Origin of the sequence: Enterobacter cloacae complex sp. IR5384 (assembly GCF_049237265.1) — a bacterium.
Classification (GTDB): domain Bacteria; phylum Pseudomonadota; class Gammaproteobacteria; order Enterobacterales; family Enterobacteriaceae; genus Enterobacter; species Enterobacter cloacae.
The window spans coordinates 81,021-101,896 of sequence record NZ_JBMKHJ010000015.1 but is presented as its reverse complement, the minus strand read 5'-3'; the positions used below and the strand labels follow the sequence as shown (position 1 = coordinate 101,896).

At 56.0% G+C, this 20,876-nt stretch carries 16 protein-coding genes and 1 pseudogene; 11 read left to right on the top strand and 6 right to left on the bottom strand.

Annotation, left to right across the window (positions count from 1 at the left end; all coding sequences use genetic code 11):
• Window positions 1–5: 5 nt before the first annotated feature.
• The 3 genes from ACOTX3_RS14250 to ACOTX3_RS14240 all read right to left on the bottom strand — a co-directional run bounded on the left by ACOTX3_RS14250 (window position 6) and on the right by ACOTX3_RS14240 (window position 3,614).
• Window positions 6–1,115, bottom strand: a complete 1,110-nt coding sequence (locus tag ACOTX3_RS14250; RefSeq protein WP_013095768.1) for an AI-2E family transporter — start codon at window positions 1,113–1,115, stop codon at window positions 6–8.
• A 118-nt stretch (window positions 1,116–1,233) separates the two neighbouring features.
• Window positions 1,234–2,415 (bottom strand): amidohydrolase, encoded by a 1,182-nt coding sequence (locus ACOTX3_RS14245; protein WP_058678414.1) that lies wholly within the window; start codon window positions 2,413–2,415, stop codon window positions 1,234–1,236.
• A gap of 11 nt (window positions 2,416–2,426) precedes the next feature.
• Entirely contained in the window at window positions 2,427–3,614 is a 1,188-nt protein-coding gene (locus tag ACOTX3_RS14240; protein WP_058678415.1) for an MFS transporter, read from the bottom strand.
• A gap of 127 nt (window positions 3,615–3,741) precedes the next feature.
• Between ACOTX3_RS14240 and ACOTX3_RS14235 the strand changes: the two are divergent.
• The 7 genes and pseudogenes from ACOTX3_RS14235 (at window position 3,742) to tauD (ending at window position 10,792) form a co-directional block, all read left to right on the top strand.
• A pseudogene (locus ACOTX3_RS14235) lies at window positions 3,742–4,648 on the top strand (LysR substrate-binding domain-containing protein).
• Window positions 4,649–4,885: 237 nt separating this feature from the next.
• On the top strand, window positions 4,886–6,286 hold the full coding sequence (gene mmuP / locus ACOTX3_RS14230) for an S-methylmethionine permease (RefSeq protein ID WP_013095772.1): 1,401 nt from the start codon (window positions 4,886–4,888) through the stop codon (window positions 6,284–6,286).
• Complete coding sequence (mmuM, locus tag ACOTX3_RS14225) at window positions 6,273–7,205, top strand: homocysteine S-methyltransferase (protein ID WP_013095773.1); 933 nt, start codon at window positions 6,273–6,275, stop codon at window positions 7,203–7,205. Before mmuP ends, mmuM begins: the two co-directional genes overlap by 14 nt.
• Window positions 7,206–7,382: 177 nt before the next feature.
• A complete protein-coding gene (gene tauA, locus ACOTX3_RS14220; RefSeq protein WP_058678417.1) occupies window positions 7,383–8,345 on the top strand; it encodes a taurine ABC transporter substrate-binding protein in 963 nt (320 codons plus the stop codon).
• A gap of 10 nt (window positions 8,346–8,355) precedes the next feature.
• Complete coding sequence (tauB, locus tag ACOTX3_RS14215) at window positions 8,356–9,123, top strand: taurine ABC transporter ATP-binding subunit (RefSeq protein WP_045901747.1); 768 nt, start codon at window positions 8,356–8,358, stop codon at window positions 9,121–9,123.
• Window positions 9,120–9,947: a taurine ABC transporter permease TauC gene (tauC, locus tag ACOTX3_RS14210; protein ID WP_058678418.1), complete on the top strand. Its 828-nt coding sequence runs from the start codon at window positions 9,120–9,122 to the stop codon at window positions 9,945–9,947. Before tauB ends, tauC begins: the two co-directional genes overlap by 4 nt.
• Window positions 9,944–10,792: a taurine dioxygenase gene (gene tauD / locus ACOTX3_RS14205; protein WP_038982868.1), complete on the top strand. Its 849-nt coding sequence runs from the start codon at window positions 9,944–9,946 to the stop codon at window positions 10,790–10,792. Before tauC ends, tauD begins: the two co-directional genes overlap by 4 nt.
• 105 nt (window positions 10,793–10,897) lie before the next feature.
• Here the strand turns inward: tauD and ACOTX3_RS14200 are convergent, their stop codons facing one another.
• Window positions 10,898–12,598, bottom strand: a complete 1,701-nt coding sequence (locus ACOTX3_RS14200) for a lysophospholipid acyltransferase family protein (protein WP_038418777.1) — start codon at window positions 12,596–12,598, stop codon at window positions 10,898–10,900.
• A 127-nt stretch (window positions 12,599–12,725) separates the two neighbouring features.
• On the bottom strand, window positions 12,726–13,700 hold the full coding sequence (gene hemB, locus ACOTX3_RS14195; protein WP_013095798.1) for a porphobilinogen synthase: 975 nt from the start codon (window positions 13,698–13,700) through the stop codon (window positions 12,726–12,728).
• A gap of 451 nt (window positions 13,701–14,151) precedes the next feature.
• Between hemB and ACOTX3_RS14190 the strand changes: the two genes are divergently transcribed.
• Window positions 14,152–16,926 (top strand): autotransporter outer membrane beta-barrel domain-containing protein, encoded by a 2,775-nt coding sequence (locus tag ACOTX3_RS14190; RefSeq protein WP_058678419.1) that lies wholly within the window; start codon window positions 14,152–14,154, stop codon window positions 16,924–16,926.
• Window positions 16,927–17,013: 87 nt separating this feature from the next.
• Window positions 17,014–17,637 (top strand): helix-turn-helix domain-containing protein, encoded by a 624-nt coding sequence (locus ACOTX3_RS14185; RefSeq protein WP_013095800.1) that lies wholly within the window; start codon window positions 17,014–17,016, stop codon window positions 17,635–17,637.
• Here the strand turns inward: ACOTX3_RS14185 and ampH are convergent.
• The gene (gene ampH / locus ACOTX3_RS14180) at window positions 17,634–18,800 is read right to left on the bottom strand and encodes a D-alanyl-D-alanine-carboxypeptidase/endopeptidase AmpH (RefSeq protein WP_127869137.1); all 1,167 of its coding nucleotides are present in this window, start codon (window positions 18,798–18,800) and stop codon (window positions 17,634–17,636) included. The two genes, ACOTX3_RS14185 and ampH, sit on opposite strands and share 4 nt — an antisense overlap.
• Before the next feature lie 204 nt (window positions 18,801–19,004).
• Between ampH and ACOTX3_RS14175 the strand changes: the two genes are divergently transcribed.
• Window positions 19,005–19,538 (top strand): isochorismatase family protein, encoded by a 534-nt coding sequence (locus ACOTX3_RS14175; RefSeq protein ID WP_029882454.1) that lies wholly within the window; start codon window positions 19,005–19,007, stop codon window positions 19,536–19,538.
• Between the two features lie 115 nt (window positions 19,539–19,653).
• Entirely contained in the window at window positions 19,654–20,874 is a 1,221-nt protein-coding gene (sbmA, locus tag ACOTX3_RS14170; protein WP_013095803.1) for a peptide antibiotic transporter SbmA, read from the top strand.
• Window positions 20,875–20,876 lie beyond the last annotated feature (2 nt).

Genomic DNA, 20,876 nt, shown 5'->3' with positions numbered 1-20,876 from the left:
GCGGTTTATAAATCTGGAGGATTTTTCCCTTCTTCAATAAACGCGGCATCCAGCTCTTCGGCGTTACCCGCGTGATCTCGACCGGAGAAGAGGTTCCAGCAGGCGATAAACAGCGCGGCAATCAGCGGGCCAATCACGAAGCCGTTAATGCCGTACAGCTCCATGCCGCCAAGCGTTGATATCAGGATCAGGTAGTCCGGCATTTTGGTATCTTTGCCTACCAGCAGCGGGCGCAGGATATTATCTACCAGCCCGACGATAATCACGAAGAAGCCGACAATGAACAACCCCTGCCAGATCTGATGCGTCGCGAAGAGGAAAATGGCGGCCGGAACCCAGACAATCGCCGACCCCACCGCAGGCACCAGGGAGAGGAAGGCCATCAGCGCTCCCCAAAGGATGCTGCCGTCGATACCGGCAATGGCAAACGCAATCCCGCCGAGCGTGCCCTGAACCACCGCGACAACCGCCGTGCCTTTTACCGTCGCCCGCGAGACGCCGACAAACTTGGCGAACAGGTGCTGCTTGGCGAAATCGGACAGAGGCAGGGAGTCGAGGATCTGGCGCACCAGGAACGGCCCGTCTTTCAGCAAGAAGAACAGCAGATACAGCATGATGCCGAAGCTAATGGCAAAGCCGAACGTCCCTTTGCCGATCAGAAACGCGCTGCCCGCCAGATACTGCCCGCCCTGCAGGGCGACATCGGAGAGTTTTTTCTGGATCTGCGCGGCGTTGGTCAGGTTGTGATCCGCGAGGAAACCGCTGGCCCAGTCCGGCAGATGGTTAAAGATGCTCGCCACCACCTCCGGGAACTGGGTGTTGTTCTCCTGCAGTTTGGTGTACACCACGTTCAGCTCTATGGCGAGCGAGGAGAAGATCACCATCAACGGGATAAAGACAATCAGGCAGATAATGCCGATGGTCAGCAGCGAGGCCAGCCCGTTGCGATCTCCCAGTGCGGCGCGCAGCTTGTTTTTTACCGGGTTAAAGATAACGGTCAGAATGGCGGCCCACAGAATGGCGGAAAAGTAGGGCGACAGCACGTCGAAAAACGCCCACGTCACGAGGGCGAGAATAAAGATAAAGAAACCTTTGGTCAGTCCGTTAAAGCGCATCAGTCAGTCCTGGTTACTAAGAAACTGTGACGACTATAGAACTGATTGACGGATTTACCAACCATTGCGCCGGCCTGCGCAGGCGACGCGCCGCCGGGCAATGTCAGGATGGGAGGGGTCAAATCTCCTCAAAAAGAGGGCTCACCAGCGCAACGTGCGTTTTCACGCCCACTGCCAGCGCGGCCTCGTCGATGCGAAAGTGTGGATTGTGGACGTTCCAGACCGCGCCTTTTTCCTCGTTGCCGCAGCCGATGAACAGAAACGTTCCCGGGACTTTCTCCTGATACGAGGAGAAATCTTCGCTGCCAAACAGGGCCCGATCGGCAAGCTGCAGCGTTCCTTCTTCGAAGTGCGCTGCAATCGCCGCTTTGGCGATGGCATTGGTGTCGGCATGGTTGTTGCCAACGGCGTAACCCTGCTGCCAGCGGATCTCACAGCGCGCGCCGTGGGCACTGACGACGCCCTCGACAATACGCTGCACCAGCTGCGGTACCTGCTCGCGTACCTGCTGATTATGAGTACGCACCGTTCCGGCCAGGCGGGCGCTGTCCGGAATCACGTTATAGCTGTCACCGGCCTGGAAGGTCGCGATGGTCAGCACCGGGGCGTTAATCGGGTCGAGATTACGCGCCACCACGTTTTGCAGCGCGGTGACAACTTCAGCGCCGATTACCACCGGGTCGATGCAGAACTGCGGCATTGAGCCATGTCCGCCCCGGCCGAAGATCGTGATATCAAAATTATCGCTGGAAGCGACATACACCCCTTCTTTCAGCGTAATGTTACCGGTAGGACTGGTCGGGAAAACGTGCAGACCGAAGATCTTCTCGACATCGTCAACCTCGCCTTTCTCCACCAGTTCGCGCGCGCCGCCCGGCGGCACTTCTTCGGCAGGCTGGAAGATAAACTTGATGCTGCCGCACAGCTGGCTGCGCAGGTGGCAAAGCACTTTCGCCGCGCCCATCAGCATGGCGGTGTGGGCATCGTGACCGCAGGCGTGCATTACGCCGGGTTTGGTTGAGCTGAATGCTTCACCGCTCTCTTCCTGCAGCGGCAGGGCGTCGATATCAGCACGCAGTGCCCACATCGGGCCGGGTTTTTCACCCTGTAATACCGCCACCACGCTGTTCTCCAGCGGGCGGCTAATCGTCAGCTCCGGCAGATTCGCCAGTTCACGGGCGATAAAATCTGCGGTCGGCTTTTCCTGAAATGAGAGATCCGGGTTGGCATGAATATGCCTGCGCCAGCGGATCACCTCGTCGTGAACGTCGCGGATAAGGTTTTCAGTGCTACTTTTCATGACAGTCTCCTTCAGTCAGTCACCGGCAGTGAGGGCGCAGGTTTTTTTATCAGTGGCACTATCGCCACGCCCGCGCACACCATTGCCAGTGACAAGAAAATAAATGCGCTTTCATAACTGTGGCTTTTTCCAACGAGATAGCCAATAACAACCGGTGAAACGAAGCCCCCCAGCGTCCCTCCGGTGTTTATCAGCCCGATGGCCGAGCCCATGATGTTCTCCGGCAGGCGTTTCATTGGCAGGGTAAACGCGGTCACAAAGGTGGCCATCAGGAAGATCTCCCCCACAAACAGCAGGATGCTGGCACTCATCGCCGTGGCGGTGTGGAAGATGCCGAGAATGGCAGCAGCGCTCACCAGTGCGCAGATCAAAATCACCTGTGGCTCGCGGTGGTGGAAGTATTTTCCGACCAGCCAGCCGGTGCACAACGACGAAAGCCAGATCCCCGCGCCGCCAGCCGCCACGATATAACCGGACACCTCAATCGGCATGCCCATGCTCTGGACAAAGAATTTTGGCAGCCAGGCCAACAGGCCATAGCTTGGGATATTGATGCAAAACACCGAGAAAAACAGCAGCAGCACCGTGGGGTTACGCCACAGCGCCTCGCGTTGCCCATGTGTGGCCTGGCGTGGCGCGGGTTTCTGATACGGCACGCGCAAGGCGATCAGCATGGCAATGGCGCAGGCAACGATCCCTAATGCCACAAAGGAGGCGTGCCAGCCCAGGTGTTCCAGCGCCGAGACGGCCACAATCGGCCCGACGGTCATCGCCAGCCCGGCGGAGGAGAGCAGGACCGACTGGGCGAAGGTGCGTTTTTCCAGCGTAAAATTGCTGACCACCGCTTTCGCGCAGGAGCAGGGATAGCCGGAATGCCCCACGCCGGAGAGAAAGCGAAACACCAGCAGCAGGCCAACGCTCATACCCAGCGCGCCAAAGCAGAGGGCGAAGATCCCCAGTGCACACAGAGAAAGGATCAGCATGGTTTTGTAGCCGATTCGGTCGTTTAGCCAGCCAGCAGGCACCTGAAAGAGAGAGTAGGCGAGAAAGAAGATCCCGGTGATATAGCCCAGCTGCGCGGTGGTAAGCCCGAACTCTTTTTCGATCGGCAGCAGGGCAAAACCCATTACGGTTTTATCGATGTAGACCACGACATAGCCGATAAAAAGTAAAAAAATCATCTGTGACTGGCTTTTCATTGTGTTTTCCGCCTGACGTCAGAGTGTGATGAGAATGGTTGTGTGCACTCTGAATCTAGGGGTTTACCAGACAGGCGGGAAGATATAATTTTGCTATAGGTGATGCTTTTTTGTTATAGGGCGAGCGATGAAATATCTGCCAAAACTCGGCCATCTTCAGGCCTTTCGTCAGGTGGCGCGCAGCGGCAGTATCCGTTCGGCCGCACGGGAACTGGGCGTTTCGCAGCCCGGTTTGAGCCGTACATTGCGTGAGCTTGAGCAAACTTTAGGCACCCAACTTTTATTGCGCAGCAAAGAGGGGATTGCCCTTACCGAGGCGGGAATGGCGTTTTCCCAACGGGCGGAGTGGGTGCTTGAAGAGCTGCGGCGTGCGGCGGATGAAGTGGAGCAGATTAACCATTTTACTCACGGGCGTCTGACGGTGGGGTTCTCTTCGCTTATTGCGCTGACCGTCTTTCCCGATGTGGCCGAGGCATTCAAGAAAACGCTGCCCCAGGTCTTGCTGACGGTGAAGGAGGGGCAGCTCTCCTCGCTCCTGCCTGGCGTACGAAACGGTGAAATAGATATGGCTATCGGCTCGGTGGATCCGATGGCGCCGCCGGAAGGGGTGATGATCGAACCGCTGTTTACCTCGCCGTTTTGCATCATCGCACGCAAGGGGCACCCACTGGCAGAAGCCCGCGATCTGATGGCGCTGCGTCAGGCCAAATGGCTACTGCCGGAGTCATCCATGGGCTACTACCAGCAGCTACAAAATGAGCTCAGCCATTTTTATCGACAGGTGGATATCACCCCACTGCGCACCGATTCCGTCATCACGGCTAAATATGGTGCTTAACGCGGACTATCTGACGGTGGTCGCGCGGGCGATGTGTCAGCCGCTACAGCTTGATGACAAGCTGGTGGCGTTGCCCATCACCCAACTGCCGTCGGCGCAGTATTGCGCGGTGTGGTCGCAAAAGTCGGCGATGACCACCAACGCGCGCCAGTTTTTGATTCGCCTGCGCGAAGCATGCAGAGGGTTTAGCTGGTAGGGGAAAGATACAACTTTTGTCTGAGCCAGAATCACAGCCGTCCGCGCCATGCTGTAAGTATCTGCTTGCGGAGGTGCTTATGGCCTGGCGTCCGATTCTGTATGTGATCCTCACAACCCATCCCCGACTCAGTGCGCGACGCGCCCGGTTGCGTCTGGTCGTCTAGCTTTTTTATGTTAATCGCGGTATAACACACCTTCTTTGGATGTTTAGATGTCCATACGTATAGAAGGTAATATGCAAACACAACAAGAAAATGGGCAGCTAAAGCGCACCATGAAAACACGCCACCTGATTATGCTCTCGCTGGGTGGCGTGATTGGCACAGGGTTATTCTTTAATACCGGTTATATCATTTCGACAACCGGGGCCGCAGGCACGCTGCTGGCCTATCTCATTGGCGCACTGGTAGTCTGGCTGGTGATGCAGTGTCTGGGCGAACTGTCGGTGGCGATGCCGGAAACCGGTGCGTTTCACGTCTATGCCGCTCGTTACCTCGGCCCGGCGACAGGCTATACCGTGGCGTGGCTGTACTGGCTCACCTGGACGGTGGCGCTAGGGTCGAGCTTTACCGCCGCCGGGTTCTGTATGCAGTACTGGTTCCCACAGGTGCCCGTCTGGGTATGGTGCGTGGTCTTCTGCGTGGTGATTTTTGGCCTTAACGTCATCTCCACGCGTTTCTTTGCCGAGGGCGAATTCTGGTTCTCGCTGGTGAAAGTTATCACCATCATCGCTTTTATTATTCTTGGTGGCGCGGCGATCTTTGGCTTTATTCCAATGCAGGACGGTTCGCCTGCGCCGGGTCTGAGCAACATTACCGCTGAAGGCTGGTTCCCGCATGGCGGCCTGCCGATCCTGATGACCATGGTGGCGGTGAACTTTGCCTTCTCCGGCACCGAGCTTATCGGCATTGCGGCGGGCGAAACGGAAAACCCGCATAAGGTTATTCCGGTGGCGATCCGCGCGACCATTGCCCGACTGATCATCTTCTTTATCGGCACCGTGTTTGTGCTGGCGGCGCTGATCCCGATGCAGCAGGCCGGGGTGGAAAAGAGCCCGTTTGTGCTGGTGTTTGAAAAAGTCGGGATCCCGTATGCGGCAGATATCTTTAACTTTGTGATTTTGACCGCGATCCTCTCGGCGGCAAACTCTGGCTTGTACGCCTCAGGGCGCATGCTGTGGTCGCTTTCTAACGAGAAAACGCTGCCGCGCTGCTTTGCCCGCGTCAATAAAAACGGCGTGCCGCTGACGGCGCTCTCCGTTTCCATGCTCGGTGGCGTGCTGGCGCTCTTCTCAAGCGTGGTTGCGCCAGACACGGTGTTTGTGGCGCTGTCGGCCATTTCCGGTTTTGCGGTGGTGGCGGTATGGATCAGCATCTGCGCGTCGCACTTTGTCTTCCGTCGTCGTCATCTGCAGTCCGGACAGCCGCTGTCTGCTCTGCACTATCGCGCGCCGTGGTATCCGCTGGTGCCGGTGCTCGGGTTTATCCTCTGCGTGGTGGCATGTATCGGCCTGTGGTTTGATCCGAGCCAGCGCATTGCCCTTTATTGTGGCCTGCCGTTCGTCGCCCTGTGTTATGGTGCCTACTACCTGACCCGAAACCTGACATCGCAGGAGCCTGAACATGTCGCAGAATAATCCGCTTACCGCCCTCCTTGAAAAGCAGCCGTTTGTGGTGCTGGATGGCGCAATGGCAACTGAACTGGAAGCGCGCGGGTGCAACCTGGCAGACAACCTCTGGTCTGCCAAAGTATTGATGGAAAACCCGGAGCTTATCCGTGAAGTCCACCTCGACTACTACCGTGCGGGTGCGCAGGTGGCGATCACCGCCAGCTATCAGGCCACGCCTGCGGGCTTTGCGGCGCGCGGTCTGGATGAGGCGCAGTCCCGCGCGTTGATCGGCAAAAGCGTGGAGCTGGCGCGTAAGGCGCGTGAAGCGTATCTGGCGGAAAATCCGCATGCGGGCACGCTGCTGGTGGCGGGGTCCGTTGGGCCGTATGGCGCCTATCTGGCGGATGGCTCTGAGTATCGCGGAGATTATGTGCGTCGCGCCGAAGAGTTTACCGCGTTTCATCGTCCGCGCATTGAGGCGTTGCTGGATGCGGGGGCGGATCTGCTGGCTTGCGAAACGCTACCCTCCTTTGAGGAGATCAAGGCGCTGGCAGCACTTGTGGCTGAGTATCCCCGCGCCCGGGCATGGTTCTCGTTTACCCTGCGCGACAGCGAGCACCTGAGCGACGGGACACCGCTGCTGGAAGTTGTCGCGGCCCTGAAAGATAATTCGCAGGTCGTGGCGCTGGGCATCAACTGTATCGCGCTGGAAAACACCACCGCGGCGCTGAAACACCTGCACAGCCTGACGGCACTGCCGCTGGTGGTCTATCCGAACTCGGGCGAGCATTATGATGCGGTGACCAAAACCTGGCACCATCACGGTGAAGCGTGCGAGACGCTGGCGGGGTATTTGCCCCAGTGGCTGGAGGCCGGTGCCAGATTAATCGGTGGATGCTGTCGCACCACGCCGAAAGATATTGCTGAGCTTAACGCGCAGCGCTGATGCCCTCACCCTGACCCTCTCCCACAGGGAGAGGGAAAAAAACAACCGCACAAAACCAACTATCCTTTCCCGCTTTTTTTCTAAAAACGAATCGTTATTAGCGATTCGTTTTAATTCCTTTATCAAAATTCCCGCGCCGGAAATACTGCCCTCATAACAACAAGGGGAGCAGACAGGATGGCAATTACATCGCGAATTACATTACTCGGCGCGCTGGCGCTGTGGGCATTTCAGGCGCAGGCGGTGGACGTCACCGTCGCGTATCAGACCTCCGCAGAGCCTGCGAAAGTCGCGCAGGCGGATAACACCTTTGCCAAAGAGAGCGGCGCAAACGTCGACTGGCGTAAGTTCGACAGCGGGGCGGCCGTGGTGCGTGCGCTTGCGTCCGGCGACGTGCAGATTGGTAATATCGGTTCCAGCCCGCTGGCGGTAGCGGCCAGCCAGCAGGTGCCGATTGAAGTTTTCCTCCTCGCTTCACAGCTGGGTAACTCCGAAGCGCTGGTGGTGAAGAAAAACATCACCAAACCGGAAGACCTGATCGGCAAGCGCATCGCCGTGCCGTTCATTTCGACCACTCACTACAGCCTGCTGGCGGCGCTGAAACACTGGGGCATCAAGCCAGGCCAGGTGCAAATCATAAATCTGCAGCCACCGGCGATTATTGCGGCCTGGCAGCGCGGCGATATTGATGGTGCATACGTCTGGGCACCGGCCGTTAATGAGCTGGAAAAAGACGGCACCGTGCTGACCGACTCCGAAAAAGTGGGCCAGTGGGGCGCGCCAACGCTCGACGTGTGGGTGGTGCGCAAAGATTTTGCTGAGAAACATCCTGAGGTCGTGAAGGCCTTTGCCAAAAGCGCCCTCGACGCTCAGCAGCCCTATATCAGCAACCCGGATGCATGGCTGAAGCAGCCTGCCAATCTCGAAAAACTGTCCCGTCTGAGCGGCGTGCCGCAAGCGGACGTTCCAAGGCTGGTGAAAGGTAATAACTATCTCACGCCTGCCCAGCAGGTACAACAGCTGACCGGGCCGGTAAACAAAGCGATTGTCGATACCGCCACGTTCCTGAAAGAGCAGGGCAAAGTGCCTGCGGTGGCGGCGGACTATAGCCAGTACGTGACCGATCGCTTTGTGAAATAGGGGGGCAGCGATGCTGACTATTACAAATCTGTCTGCTGATTACGGTGGCAAACCGGCCCTGGAGAACATCAACCTGACGCTGGAGAGCGGTGAGCTGCTGGTTGTGCTTGGCCCGTCCGGGTGCGGGAAAACCACGCTGCTGAATCTGATTGCCGGGTTTGTGCCATATCAGCATGGCTCCATTCAACTGGAAGGGAAAAAAGTGAAGGGCCCGGGCGCTGAGCGCGGGGTGGTCTTTCAGAACGAAGGTCTGCTTCCCTGGCGCAACGTGCAGGAAAACGTGGCGTTTGGGTTGCAACTGGCGGGCGTAAGCCGCGAGCAACGGCTGGCAACAGCACGGGACATGCTCAAAAAGGTCGGTCTTGAAGGGGCTGAAAAACGGTTTATCTGGCAGCTTTCCGGCGGCCAGCGTCAGCGGGTTGGTATTGCCCGCGCGCTGGCGGCCAATCCGCAGCTTTTGCTGCTGGATGAGCCGTTCGGGGCGCTGGATGCCTTTACCCGCGAGCAGATGCAAACCCTGCTTTTACGCCTGTGGCATGAAACGGGTAAACAGGTGCTGCTGATCACCCACGATATCGAAGAGGCGGTGTTTATGGCGACCGAGCTGGTGCTGTTGTCCCCTGGCCCGGGGCGCGTGCTGGAGCGGCTGCCGCTTGAGTTTGCCCGTCGCTATGTCGCGGGGGAGCCGGTACGCAGCATCAAATCCGATCCGCGGTTTATCGAACAGCGTGAATACGTCTTAAGCCGCGTGTTTGAACAACGGGAGGCCTTCTCATGAGCATCGTCTTCAGCGAGAAAACGCGACGCGCGCGCCCGGCCTTACGCTGGCCTTTCTCGCGCCAGATAACACTCAGTGTCGGCACGTTGCTGGTGTTGCTGGCGGTCTGGTGGCTGGTTGCCGCGCAGGCATGGATCAACCCGCTGTTTCTGCCGCCGCCGGGGCAGGTGCTGGCAAAACTCATCACCATTGCCGGGCCGCAGGGCTTTATGGACGCTACGCTCTGGCAGCACTTAGGTGCAAGCCTGGCGCGCATTCTGGTGGCGCTACTGGCGGCGGTGATAATCGGCATTCCGGTCGGGATCGCGATGGGCTTAAGCCCGACGGTGCGCGGCATCCTCGACCCGCTGATTGAGCTTTACCGTCCGGTGCCGCCGCTGGCCTATCTGCCGCTGATGGTGATCTGGTTCGGCATCGGTGAAACGTCAAAAATCCTGCTGATTTATCTGGCGATTTTCGCCCCGGTTGCCATGTCGGCTCTGGCGGGTGTCAAAAGCGCTCAGCAGGTGCGGATCCGCGCGGCGCAATCGCTGGGAGCCAGCCGGACACAGGTGCTGCTGTTTGTGATTTTACCGGGCGCACTGCCGGAGATTTTAACCGGATTACGCATCGGCCTTGGCGTGGGCTGGTCAACGCTGGTGGCGGCAGAGCTGATCGCCGCCACCCGAGGGTTAGGGTTTATGGTGCAGTCGGCGGGGGAGTTTCTGGCGACTGACGTGGTACTGGCCGGGATTGCGGTTATCGCCGTGATCGCCTTTGGATTAGAACTGGGGCTGCGCGCGCTGCAGCGTCGTCTGACGCCCTGGCATGGAGAAATACAATGAGTGAACGTCTGACCATTACCCCGCTGGGGCCATATATTGGTGCGCAGGTGTCGGGCCTGGATGTGACCCGTCCGCTGAGCGATAACCAGTTTGAGCAGCTTTATCATGCGGTGCTGCGCCATCAGGTGGTATTCCTGCGCGAACAGGCAATCACCCCGCAGCAGCAACGCGCCCTGGCACTGCGCTTTGGCGATCTGCATATCCATCCGGTTTATCCGCATGCGGAAGGGGTGGAGGAGATTATTGTGCTCGACACGCATAACGATAATCCGCCGGACAACGACAACTGGCACACGGATGTGACGTTTATCGAGACGCCACCTGCAGGGGCGATTCTTTCGGCGAAGCTGCTGCCGGAGACGGGCGGCGATACGCTGTGGGCCAGCGGCATTGCGGCCTTTGAGGCGCTGTCCGCACCCTTCCGTACCCTGCTGAGCGGCCTGCGGGCGGAGCATGACTTTAAAAAATCATTCCAGGAGTACAAGTACCGCAAAACAGAAGCGGAGCATCAGCGCTGGCATGAGGCGGTTGCGAAACATCCCCCGCTGCTCCATCCGGTCGTGCGCACCCATCCGGTAACCGGCAAGCAGGCGCTGTTTGTGAATGAGGGATTCACGACGCGGATTGTGGACGTGACGGAAAAAGAGAGCGAGGCGCTGTTACGTTTCCTGTTTGCGCATATCACCAAACCGGAGTTTCAGGTGCGCTGGCGCTGGCAGGAGAACGATCTGGCGATCTGGGATAACCGCGTGACGCAGCACTATGCGAATGCGGATTATCTGCCACAGCGTCGGATTATGCAGCGGGCGACAATTTTGGGAGATAAGCCGTTTTACCGTCCTTGAACCATCGCTCCCTTAGGCCGGGTAAGGCGTAGCCGCCACCCGGCAATTGTGCACCGTTCTTGCCGGGTGGCGCTGCGCTTACCCGGCCTACAAATAACCGCACAGTTAAAGGTGCGCCTCAATATACCGCTGATAGCGGTTTGCCTTGAGGTAGCACAAGTCCACCAGCACCAGCCCGTCGATGCAGTTGTTGAACGCCGGGTCGCTGCCAAAATCGATAAACTGCACGCCGCCGGGTTCACACAGCTCGGAATACTGTTTGTAGAGCGGTGGAATACCGCACCCCAGATTACCGAGCAGGGATTTCAGCTTCGTCAGGTCATCCACGTAATCGACCCCGCCAAACTGCGCCAGCACGTCCGGCAGGGAGGCCGGATAAGGCTGACGTGACGCGGCTAAGGGATGTGTCGCCGGGAACCAGAGGCGGTAAAACGCCACCAGCAGATCCCGTGCGGCAGGCGGTAAGCCACCGGAAATCGAGACCGGGCCAAAGAGGTAGCGGTAGTGCGGATAACGCGCCAGATAGGCACCAATACCGGACCACAGATAGTCCAGACCGCGACGACCCCAGTAGCGCGGTTGAATAAAGCTGCGCCCCAGTTCAATACCGTGTTCCAGCACGTCCTGCATTTTATCGTCATAGTGGAACAGACTGTAGCTATAAAGCCCTTCCAGACCGCGTTGCTCGACCTGTCTGGCAGTGGGCATAAAGCGATAGGCGCCGACGATCTCCAGATCGTCTTCATCCCACAGGATCAGGTGCAGATAGTCATCGTCGTAACTGTCGGTGTCCCGACGTTTACCGCTCCCTTCCTCTACGGCGCGAAACGCAATCTCGCGCAGGCGTCCCAGCTCGCGCAGCAGGGGAGCCTCTTCCTGCCCGTTGCGTTGCCACAGATAAATGGTTTTGCCATCGCTGGTTTTGCCCAGACATTCGGCCTGGGCCAGCTCGCGCTTCAGCGTGGCCCGGTCTTCCGGACGGGCAATGGCGCATTGGGTTTTAAAGACGCCAGGCACTCCCTTGCCAAGACGTATCACGTGCTGACGGCACTGCTCGGCCATCTCACGCGATGAAAGGGTTGTGCTATACCAGTGATGCCAGGCTATCTGCTGGCCGATCTTTATCGGTAGCTGGCTGTGGCGGCGGCGGAACATCTGCTGCATCAGCAAGAGCATCGATACGGTGGGGGACACCAGCGTGCTGGCATAAAAGAGCAGGCTGTTGTGTGCCTGAATATGCACCGGCAGCAGCGGTACGCGCAGCTTACTGGCGAGTTTAATAAAGCCGGGGTGCCATTTTTTATCGCGGATCCCTTTGCGCGTAGGACGGGACACTTCTCCCGCCGGGAAGAAGATCAGCACACCTGCGTTTTGCAGATGCTGTTCCATCTGCATCAGGGACGTTTTTGCCGTTCTGCCGCCCATATTGTCCACCGGAATAAACAGCGAGCTAAGCGGTTCAAGGTGGGTCAGCATCCGGTTAGTGACGACTTTCACATCGCGCCGTACACGGGAAACGGCATACATCAGCGCCAGCCCGTCCAGCGTTCCGGTTGGGTGGTTGGCAATAATGACCAGCGGGCCATGTTCAGGGATTTGTTCGAGATCGCGGGCGGAAACGGTGCAGAGAATATCGAGGTGCTCCAGAACTTGCTCCACCATATCCAGGCCTTTCAGATGGCGGTGTGTCGCGGCAAATTGCTGGAATTCTTCTTCGTAGAACAGTCTTTTTAACAGACTTTTTTGCCAGGGTGCAGGCCTCGCCTGAGGCCAAAGGTCGTCGAGAACGCTATCGAGACTAAACATGGTTACTCCTCCTGCCGTCTTGCTCAGACAGTAGAAGGGAGAGATGTCGGTTGTATTGCAGTTTGGTGAAGATTAGCGCAGAGAGGAGGCCGGGTAAGGCGAAGCCGCCACCCGGCGCTAAAGCGGATTAACGCAGAATTTTCTTCTCGGCCAGATCCAGCGCAAAGTAGCTGAAGATCAGATCCGCGCCAGCACGTTTGATTGCGCCCAGGCTTTCCAGGATCACTTTCTCTTCGTCGATGGCACCCGCCTGCGCGGCGAATTTGATCATCGCGTACTCGCCGCTCACCTGGTATGCACCCAGCGGCAGCTCGGTGCGCTCGCGAATGTCGCGCAGGATATCCAGATACGCGCCAGCTGGTTTCACCATCAGGCAATCTGCGCCCTGGGCTTCATCCAGCAGTGATTCACGGATGGCTTCACGGCGGTTCAGCGGGTTCATCTGATAGGTTTTGCGATCGCCTTTCAGCGCTGTACCGGCCGCTTCACGGAACGGACCGTAGAACGAAGAGGCAAACTTGGTGGAGTAGGACATGATGGCGGTATCAGTGAATCCGGCCGCATCAAGCGCCTGGCGGATCGCCTGAACCTGCCCGTCCATGGCAGCGGAAGGTGCGATGAAATCCGCACCGGCTGCTGCAGCTACCACCGCCTGCTTGCCGAGATTCAGCAAAGTGGCGTCGTTATCGACACCGTGATCGCACAGCACACCGCAGTGGCCATGAGAGGTATATTCACAGAAACAGGTGTCCGACATGACGATCATTTCCGGCACGGTCTCTTTGCAGATCCGCGACATCCGGGCGACCAGACCGTCCTCTTTCCAGGCATCGCTGCCGGTAGCGTCAGTGTGGTGGGAGATGCCAAAGGTCATCACCGAGCGGATCCCCGCGTTGGCGATACGTTCGATCTCACGCGCCAGATATTTTTCCGGAATGCGCATCACGCCTGGCATGGCGTCGATGGCTTTGTAGTCATCGATCTCTTCTTCAACAAAAATCGGCAACACCAGATCGTTTAAGGTCAGTGTTGTCTCTTCAAACATAGCGCGCAGTGCAGGTGACTTGCGCAGACGACGGGGACGAGCAATTAAATCGGTCATGATATGCCTGACGTTTGTGGAACAAAGAAGGCTAGTGTACATGAAAGTGGAGGAGAGGGTTTTACGAAAGTAGGCTTTTTGTTAATGCGAAATGGGGTTTGCGATGTTTCACATGGTCAATATATATAACCAACGTCAGCCTGTTTTTCACACGCTCGAGATATTGGTGCGATTTCTAAATTGAAGTAAATATATCATTAATAATGATCTATTATTCTTTATTATATTTTCTATATTTATGTCAGATGATTTTAATTCGCTGTTTTTATAGTGTTTATTTATAATTTTTAATGTCGTTGCATTTTTTTCATGTTATTAGTCTGGATACGGACTTAATGGAATCATTCATTGAGCCTTTTCGAAATGAAAATGCATAATTCCCTCCGCAATACAATGTTGCCAAATGATTTGATGGACAAACTTGCTTACGTCCCTGAGGAGGGATGACCCAATGCAAACATGGAAAAAGAAACTGGTTGTATCACAACTTGCATTAGCCTGCACCCTGGCTATCGCTTCTCAGGCCAATGCGAAAGATATTTCTGGTGCCACATATAATACCTTCGGATATGATAATTCAGCATCAACACCCTGGTATTATGGCTACGCTGACTGGGATTACTCGGATGCCACCCACGACGGTGATATTTATCCGGTGATTAATAAGTCAACGGTGAACGGTGTTATTTCGACGTACTACCTTGACGATGGTGTCAATGGAAGAGCGAATGCGCTGAGCATTTCTAACAGCACCATTAATGGCATGATCACCTCAAAGTGCATGACCACCACGTGTGCTGATGGGGTTGATACGGACGGCACGACCCATACGCAGTACGATCGTTTTAGCCTGACCGTCGATCACTCCACCATTAACGATACCTATGAGCATTATGCGTATGATGTTCTGAATGATGACAACATCGAAACCCACTATCTGGATACCTATGGACTGGGTAATGCGATTACGCTGGATGTGGAATCGGATATTGTTATCCAGAACAACTCCCACGTTGCAGGCATCACGCTGACTCAGGGTTACCATGAGCTGGACAATACCCCGTATGACGGCGTTGAAGGCGTTGCGGATAGCAGTAATGTCTTTACTAACACCCTGGTGGTCAAAGACTCTGTTCTGACCTCTGGCGCATACAGCGATCTGGGTACCAGCGGGTTCTATGGTCAAACCGCGAAGCCGAGCGACTACGGTGAAACCAACGCGACCGGCGCAGATGACGCGGCACTGATCGTCGCGGCCAGCGCGTCTGACAACGCCATGCAAACCACCGCCACCTTCGATCACTCTACCGTTACCGGCGATATCCTGTTCTCCAGCACCTTCGACAATAACTTCTACGAGAATGGCGACCCGGCAACCGATACCACCGAAGACGGTGTGTATAACCCAACCACCAACGGCTGGGATGGTACCGATAAGCTGGATGTTACACTGACCAACGGCAGCAAATGGGTTGGCGCTGCACAATCCAGCGTTGAAGCGATCGGCACCGCGCAGATGTATGGTGAGGGTTACAGCAGTGTTGACTGGAGAACCCTGTCGCCAAACAGCATCTGGCCTGATTCCACCTACGACACCAACGGTCACGTTGCAGGTGAAGAGGTCTACCAGAGCGGTCTGTTCAACGTCACCCTGAACAACGGTTCAGAGTGGGATACCCGCAAACTGTCTAATATCGACACGCTGGCAGTGAATAACCAGTCGCAGGTTAATGTTGAAAACTCTGGCCTGCTGGCGGATTCCATCACCCTGACCAACGCCTCTACCCTGAATATTGGCGACAGCGGTGCAGTGGCGACAGACAGCCTGTATCTGGACAGCTATAGCCGTGCCGCGCTGACGGAAGAAACGGCTGAACTGTATGCCAACACCATCACCGTCGACAACGGTGCGGAACTGGCACTGGGCCTGGGTCAGGTGGACACGCACAACATGGTGCTGACCGATGGCGGTGTGCTGAACGTTGCCAGCCGTGACTACGTGCTGAACAGCGATCTGAACAACGCCCGCTTTATCACCAACGACAAGAGCAAAGCAGATTACGACTATGGCGTCGTGGCGCTTAACTCAGACGGTCATCTGGCGGTGAACGGTGATGTGGCAGGTAACTACACCGTGCGTATCGACGATGCGACCGGCGCCGGTTCTGTTGCTGATTATAAAAACAAAGAGATCATCCGCGTTTATGACAATAACGCAGACACTGCGGCCCGCTTTACGGCAGCAAACAAAGCCGATTTAGGTGCCTATACCTACCAGGCGCAGCAGAAGGGTGACACGGTTGTTCTGCAGCAGAAAGCGCTGACTGACTACGCCAATATGGCGCTGAGCATTCCGTCAGCGAATACCAATATCTGGGATCTGCAGCAGGATACCGTTGGAACCCGTCTGACTAACAGCCGTCACGGTCTGGCCGATAACGGCGGGGCGTGGGTGAGCTACTTCGGCGGCAACTTTGACGCTGACAATGGCGTTATCAGCTACGATCAGGACGTAAGCGGGATTATGGTTGGTCTGGATACGCAGATTGACGGTAACAACGCGAAGTGGATCGTTGGTGGCGCGGCAGGTTTCGCGAAGGGTGATATCAGCGATCGTACCGGTCAGGTTGATCAGGATAGCCAGACGGCGATGATCTATGCCTCTGCGAAGTTTGCCAACGATATCTTCCTCGACAGCTCCCTGAGCTACACCCGCTTCAATAACGATCTCTCCGCGACCATGAGTAACGGTCAGTACGTGGACGGTAATACCACGACAGATGCGGTAGGTTTCGGTATGAAACTGGGTTATGACTGGAAACCAAACCTGTCCGGCTACGTCACGCCTTATGCGGCAGTGTCTGGGCTGTTCCAGTCGGGTGACGACTACCGCTTGAGCAACGACATGCGAATTGATGGCCAGTCTTACGACAGCCTGCGCTATGAACTCGGTGTCGACGCAGGGTATACCTTCAACTACGGCGGCGATCAGGCTCTGACGCCATACGTCAAACTGGCGTATGTGTATGACGATGCTGATAACAATGCGAACGTGAATGGCGACAGCATTGATAACGGCGTTGAAGGCTCTGCGGTGCGTGTGGGTCTGGGCACACAGTTCAGCTTCACCAAAAACTTCAGTGCATACACGGATGCCACTTACCTGGGGGGCGGTGACGTTGACCAGAACTGGGGCGCCAATTTGGGTGTGAAATATACCTGGTAAAGTATAAAAGCGGGGGAATATATCCCCCGCTTTGTCATCTAAAAAAAATAATATTGAACCGACAAATACGGATGTCCAGAGGTCTGCATGAAAGTTAATGCGAAACCACTTTCTGAATTAAGCCGGCTCGAACAGTGTTTGAAAGTAGCCAGTACCCCATTTAAATCTGCTCCCCAGCAGATTATTTCAAATGATGATAATGATGAACCCAGCACCTTTGTATTACAGACCGGCGTAATTGAAATCTATCGCCGTTCAGACGAGTTGCTGATTGGCATTGCTACTGCGCCCTTTATTCTGGGGCTGACTGCAGGCATGCTTGATTACAGCAAGGAATATCGGGTCGTTGCCAAAAATCCGTGCACAGGCTTTTATTTACCTGCTTCGACCTCTCTGCAGCTTATTCAGCAAAGTTCTCTCTGGAAAGAAGCTTTCTGCTGGCTGTCCTGGATTAAATCCATTCTGGAAAAGCGGGACAGGCAACTGGTAGGAAATAACTCCTATCACCAAATCCGCGCCATGCTGCTGAATATGGCCGAATGGGATGAAACCCTGCGCTCAAAAATTGGTGTGATGAATCATATTCAACAAAGCACGCGCATTTCGCGTTCGGTCGTGGCAGAGGTGCTCGCTGCGCTTCGACAGGGTAACTACATCAATATGAGCCGGGGCAAACTGGTTAGCATCAACCGTTTGCCCACGGAATATTAAGGCTGGACGGAGGCGGTAAGCACCTGGGCTTTATTGGCGCTGAGCTCAGCCACTAAGTTATTGATGCCATTGCTCATATTGACGAAACGGGTATTTGGCGAGCGGGTGACCACCACAAAAGCGCCCACGTTGGACTGGGGGATCATTGCCATATAGGTAATGAATCCTCCACCACCCCCCGTTTTCTGAATAATGCCCGGACGGCCATTTTTAGGTGCCATATATACCCAGCCCAGACCGAGGGCGTCGGCTTTGCCCGGCACGTCCATACCGATCACGCGGTGCAACTGGCTGCGCTGGTAAATTAGCGTCTGCATACGGTCGGCCTGATGGCTGCGTGAGTAGAAGTCTGATGAGAGGAACTGCTGCATCCAGCGCATCATGTCGCCAGGGGTGGAATAAACCCCGCCGCTGCCGATGGCTGCCAGCGTGTTGTTACACGGGCTGGCACCTTTTTCGGCGACCATCAGACGGCGGCACTGATCCGGTGATGGGGTGAAGGTGGTGTCCTTCATGCCCAGCGGGCGCGTGATCTGCTCTTCAAACAGCTGCGTATACGGTTTGCCCGCTGCCGTCGACAGCGCATCGGCCAGCAGGTCAAACGCCAGGTTGGAGTAAGAGGCCTGAGAACCGGGCGCGGACTTCAACGTGGCTTTGCTCAGGTAGTTCCAGCGCTGTTCACGCGTTGGCCAGACAAAAACGTCGCGATGCGCCGCACCCCCTGGCTGCTCGCGAGGCAGGGCGCTGGTATGCGTTGCCAGGTTGACCAGCCTTATCGGCGTTCCCTGATACGTCGGGACACGTGCGCCCGGCGGAGCATACTTGCTGAGCGGATCGTCGAGTTTCACCACGCCCTGGTCCAGCAATTTCACCAGCATTTCGCTGGTCATCAGCTTGGTCAGGGACGCGATGCGGATGACGGAATCCAGTTGCGGATGAACATTATTACCGGGACGCGTTTCACCGAAACTGCGAAACACGCGCTGATTACCGTCGATGACGACCATCGCCATTCCCGTCGCGCCGCTGCCGTAATAAATCAGGTTCGCGTAGCGATCGGCAATATCTGATGCCAGAACGGGCGCCGTCAGCGGTTGGGCTGCCTGGGCGGTTGAGAAGCTCACCGCACACAGCGCGGCGAAAAAGAGCAGACAACGTTTCAACGAAAAGCATCCATAGTGTGAATGAGGAAAGTAATGGGTATTTATACTACTAAACCGTACGGTGCAATGCCCCGAATTACATAACGATAACCAGAAAAACGTAACTGCGAGTAAATCAGAAGAATTTACTTACTGTCAGTCTCCCATTTTGTGACATCGGCCTTATGATAGAGGGCTGTGTTACTCAATCTTGCGGAGAAGGGTATGTCCGGAAAGCGTGTGGTTATGGTTGTCGATATGCAGCAGGGGGTGTTCGAAACGCCTCGTCATCAGCGTGAAAAATGTGTTTCATTGATCAATCAGCTTACGCAGGCAGCCGATCGGGTGATTTTTATTCAGCATACTGAGCCTGGCGGTCTGGAAGAGGGCAGTGACGGGTTTGCCTTGCTGCCAGAACTGCATCAGCCTGCAGATGCCCTCTACGTGACCAAGACGGCCTGCGATGCGTTCTATAACACCTCGCTTGAAACGCTGCTCCGCGAGCAGGGGATCCGGGAGTTTGTCATCTGCGGCTGCGCTACTGATTACTGTGTCGATGCCACGTTCAAGAATGGCGTCAGCCGGGGCTACCACATCACCGTGGCGGAGGATGCGCATACCACCGCGAATCGCCCGGCGGCCGAAGCCCGCATTCTGATTAACCACTACAACGACGTCTGGCGCAACTTCATTGCGCCCGCAAACCCGCCCGCGGTGAAACGCACCGAAACAATTCTTGAAAACTGGAAAGCGAACTAATAATAAACCCTCGGGTCTGACCTTTTTGCCTGCGCCAGGCACCTGGCCCAGGCAAGATTTTCGTGTGGTGATGTGTTGAGCACAGCAACAGCCATAACAACAAGAAGGATGTATCATGTTTAAGTCTTTTTTCCCAAAGCCGGGGCCATTTTTCCTGTCGGCATTTATTTGGGCACTGATCGCTGTCATTTTCTGGCAGGCCGGCGGCGGAGCGTGGTTGACGCGCATCACGGGCGCGACGGGCGAGGTTCCCATTAGCGCGGCGCGTTTCTGGTCGCTGAGCTATCTGCTGTTTTATGCTTACTACATGGTCTGCGTAGGGCTCTTTGCCCTGTTCTGGTTTGTCTATTCGCCACATCGCTGGCAGTACTGGTCGATTCTGGGCACGTCGCTGATCATCTTTGTCACCTGGTTTCTGGTGGAAGTGGGGGTGGCGGTTAACGCCTGGTATGCCCCGTTCTACGATCTGATCCAGAGTGCGCTGAGTTCACCGCATAAGGTGACTATCAATCAGTTCTACCATGAAGTTGGCATCTTCCTCGGTATTGCCCTTATTGCGGTGGTGATTGGCGTCATGAACAATTTCTTTGTCAGCCACTACGTCTTCCGCTGGCGTACCGCGATGAACGAACATTATATGGCGCACTGGCAACACCTGCGTCATATCGAAGGCGCCGCACAGCGTGTGCAGGAAGACACCATGCGTTTCGCCTCGACCCTTGAAGACATGGGCGTGAGCTTTATCAATGCCATTATGACCCTGATTGCCTTCCTGCCGGTGCTGGTGACGCTCTCGGCGCACGTGCCGGACCTGCCGATTGTTGGTCATCTGCCGTATGGCCTCGTGATTGCCGCTATTGTCTGGTCATTAATGGGAACAGGGCTGCTGGCCGTGGTGGGGATCAAGCTGCCTGGGCTGGAGTTTAAAAATCAGCGCGTTGAAGCGGCGTATCGTAAAGAGCTGGTGTATGGTGAAGATGACGCCAACCGCGCCTCGCCGCCAACCGTACGTGAACTGTTTGGCGCCGTGCGTCGCAACTATTTCCGTCTTTACTTCCACTATATGTACTTCAACATTGCGCGCATTTTGTATCTGCAGGTGGATAACGTTTTCGGTTTGTTCCTGCTGTTCCCGTCCATTGTTGCGGGTACGATAACGCTGGGTCTGATGACACAGATCACCAACGTATTTGGTCAGGTTCGCGGGTCGTTCCAGTATCTGATTAGCTCCTGGACCACGCTGGTGGAACTGATGTCCATCTACAAACGTCTGCGCAGCTTTGAACGCGAGCTGGACGATCGGGATCTGCAGGAAGTCACCAATACATTTAGCTAAAA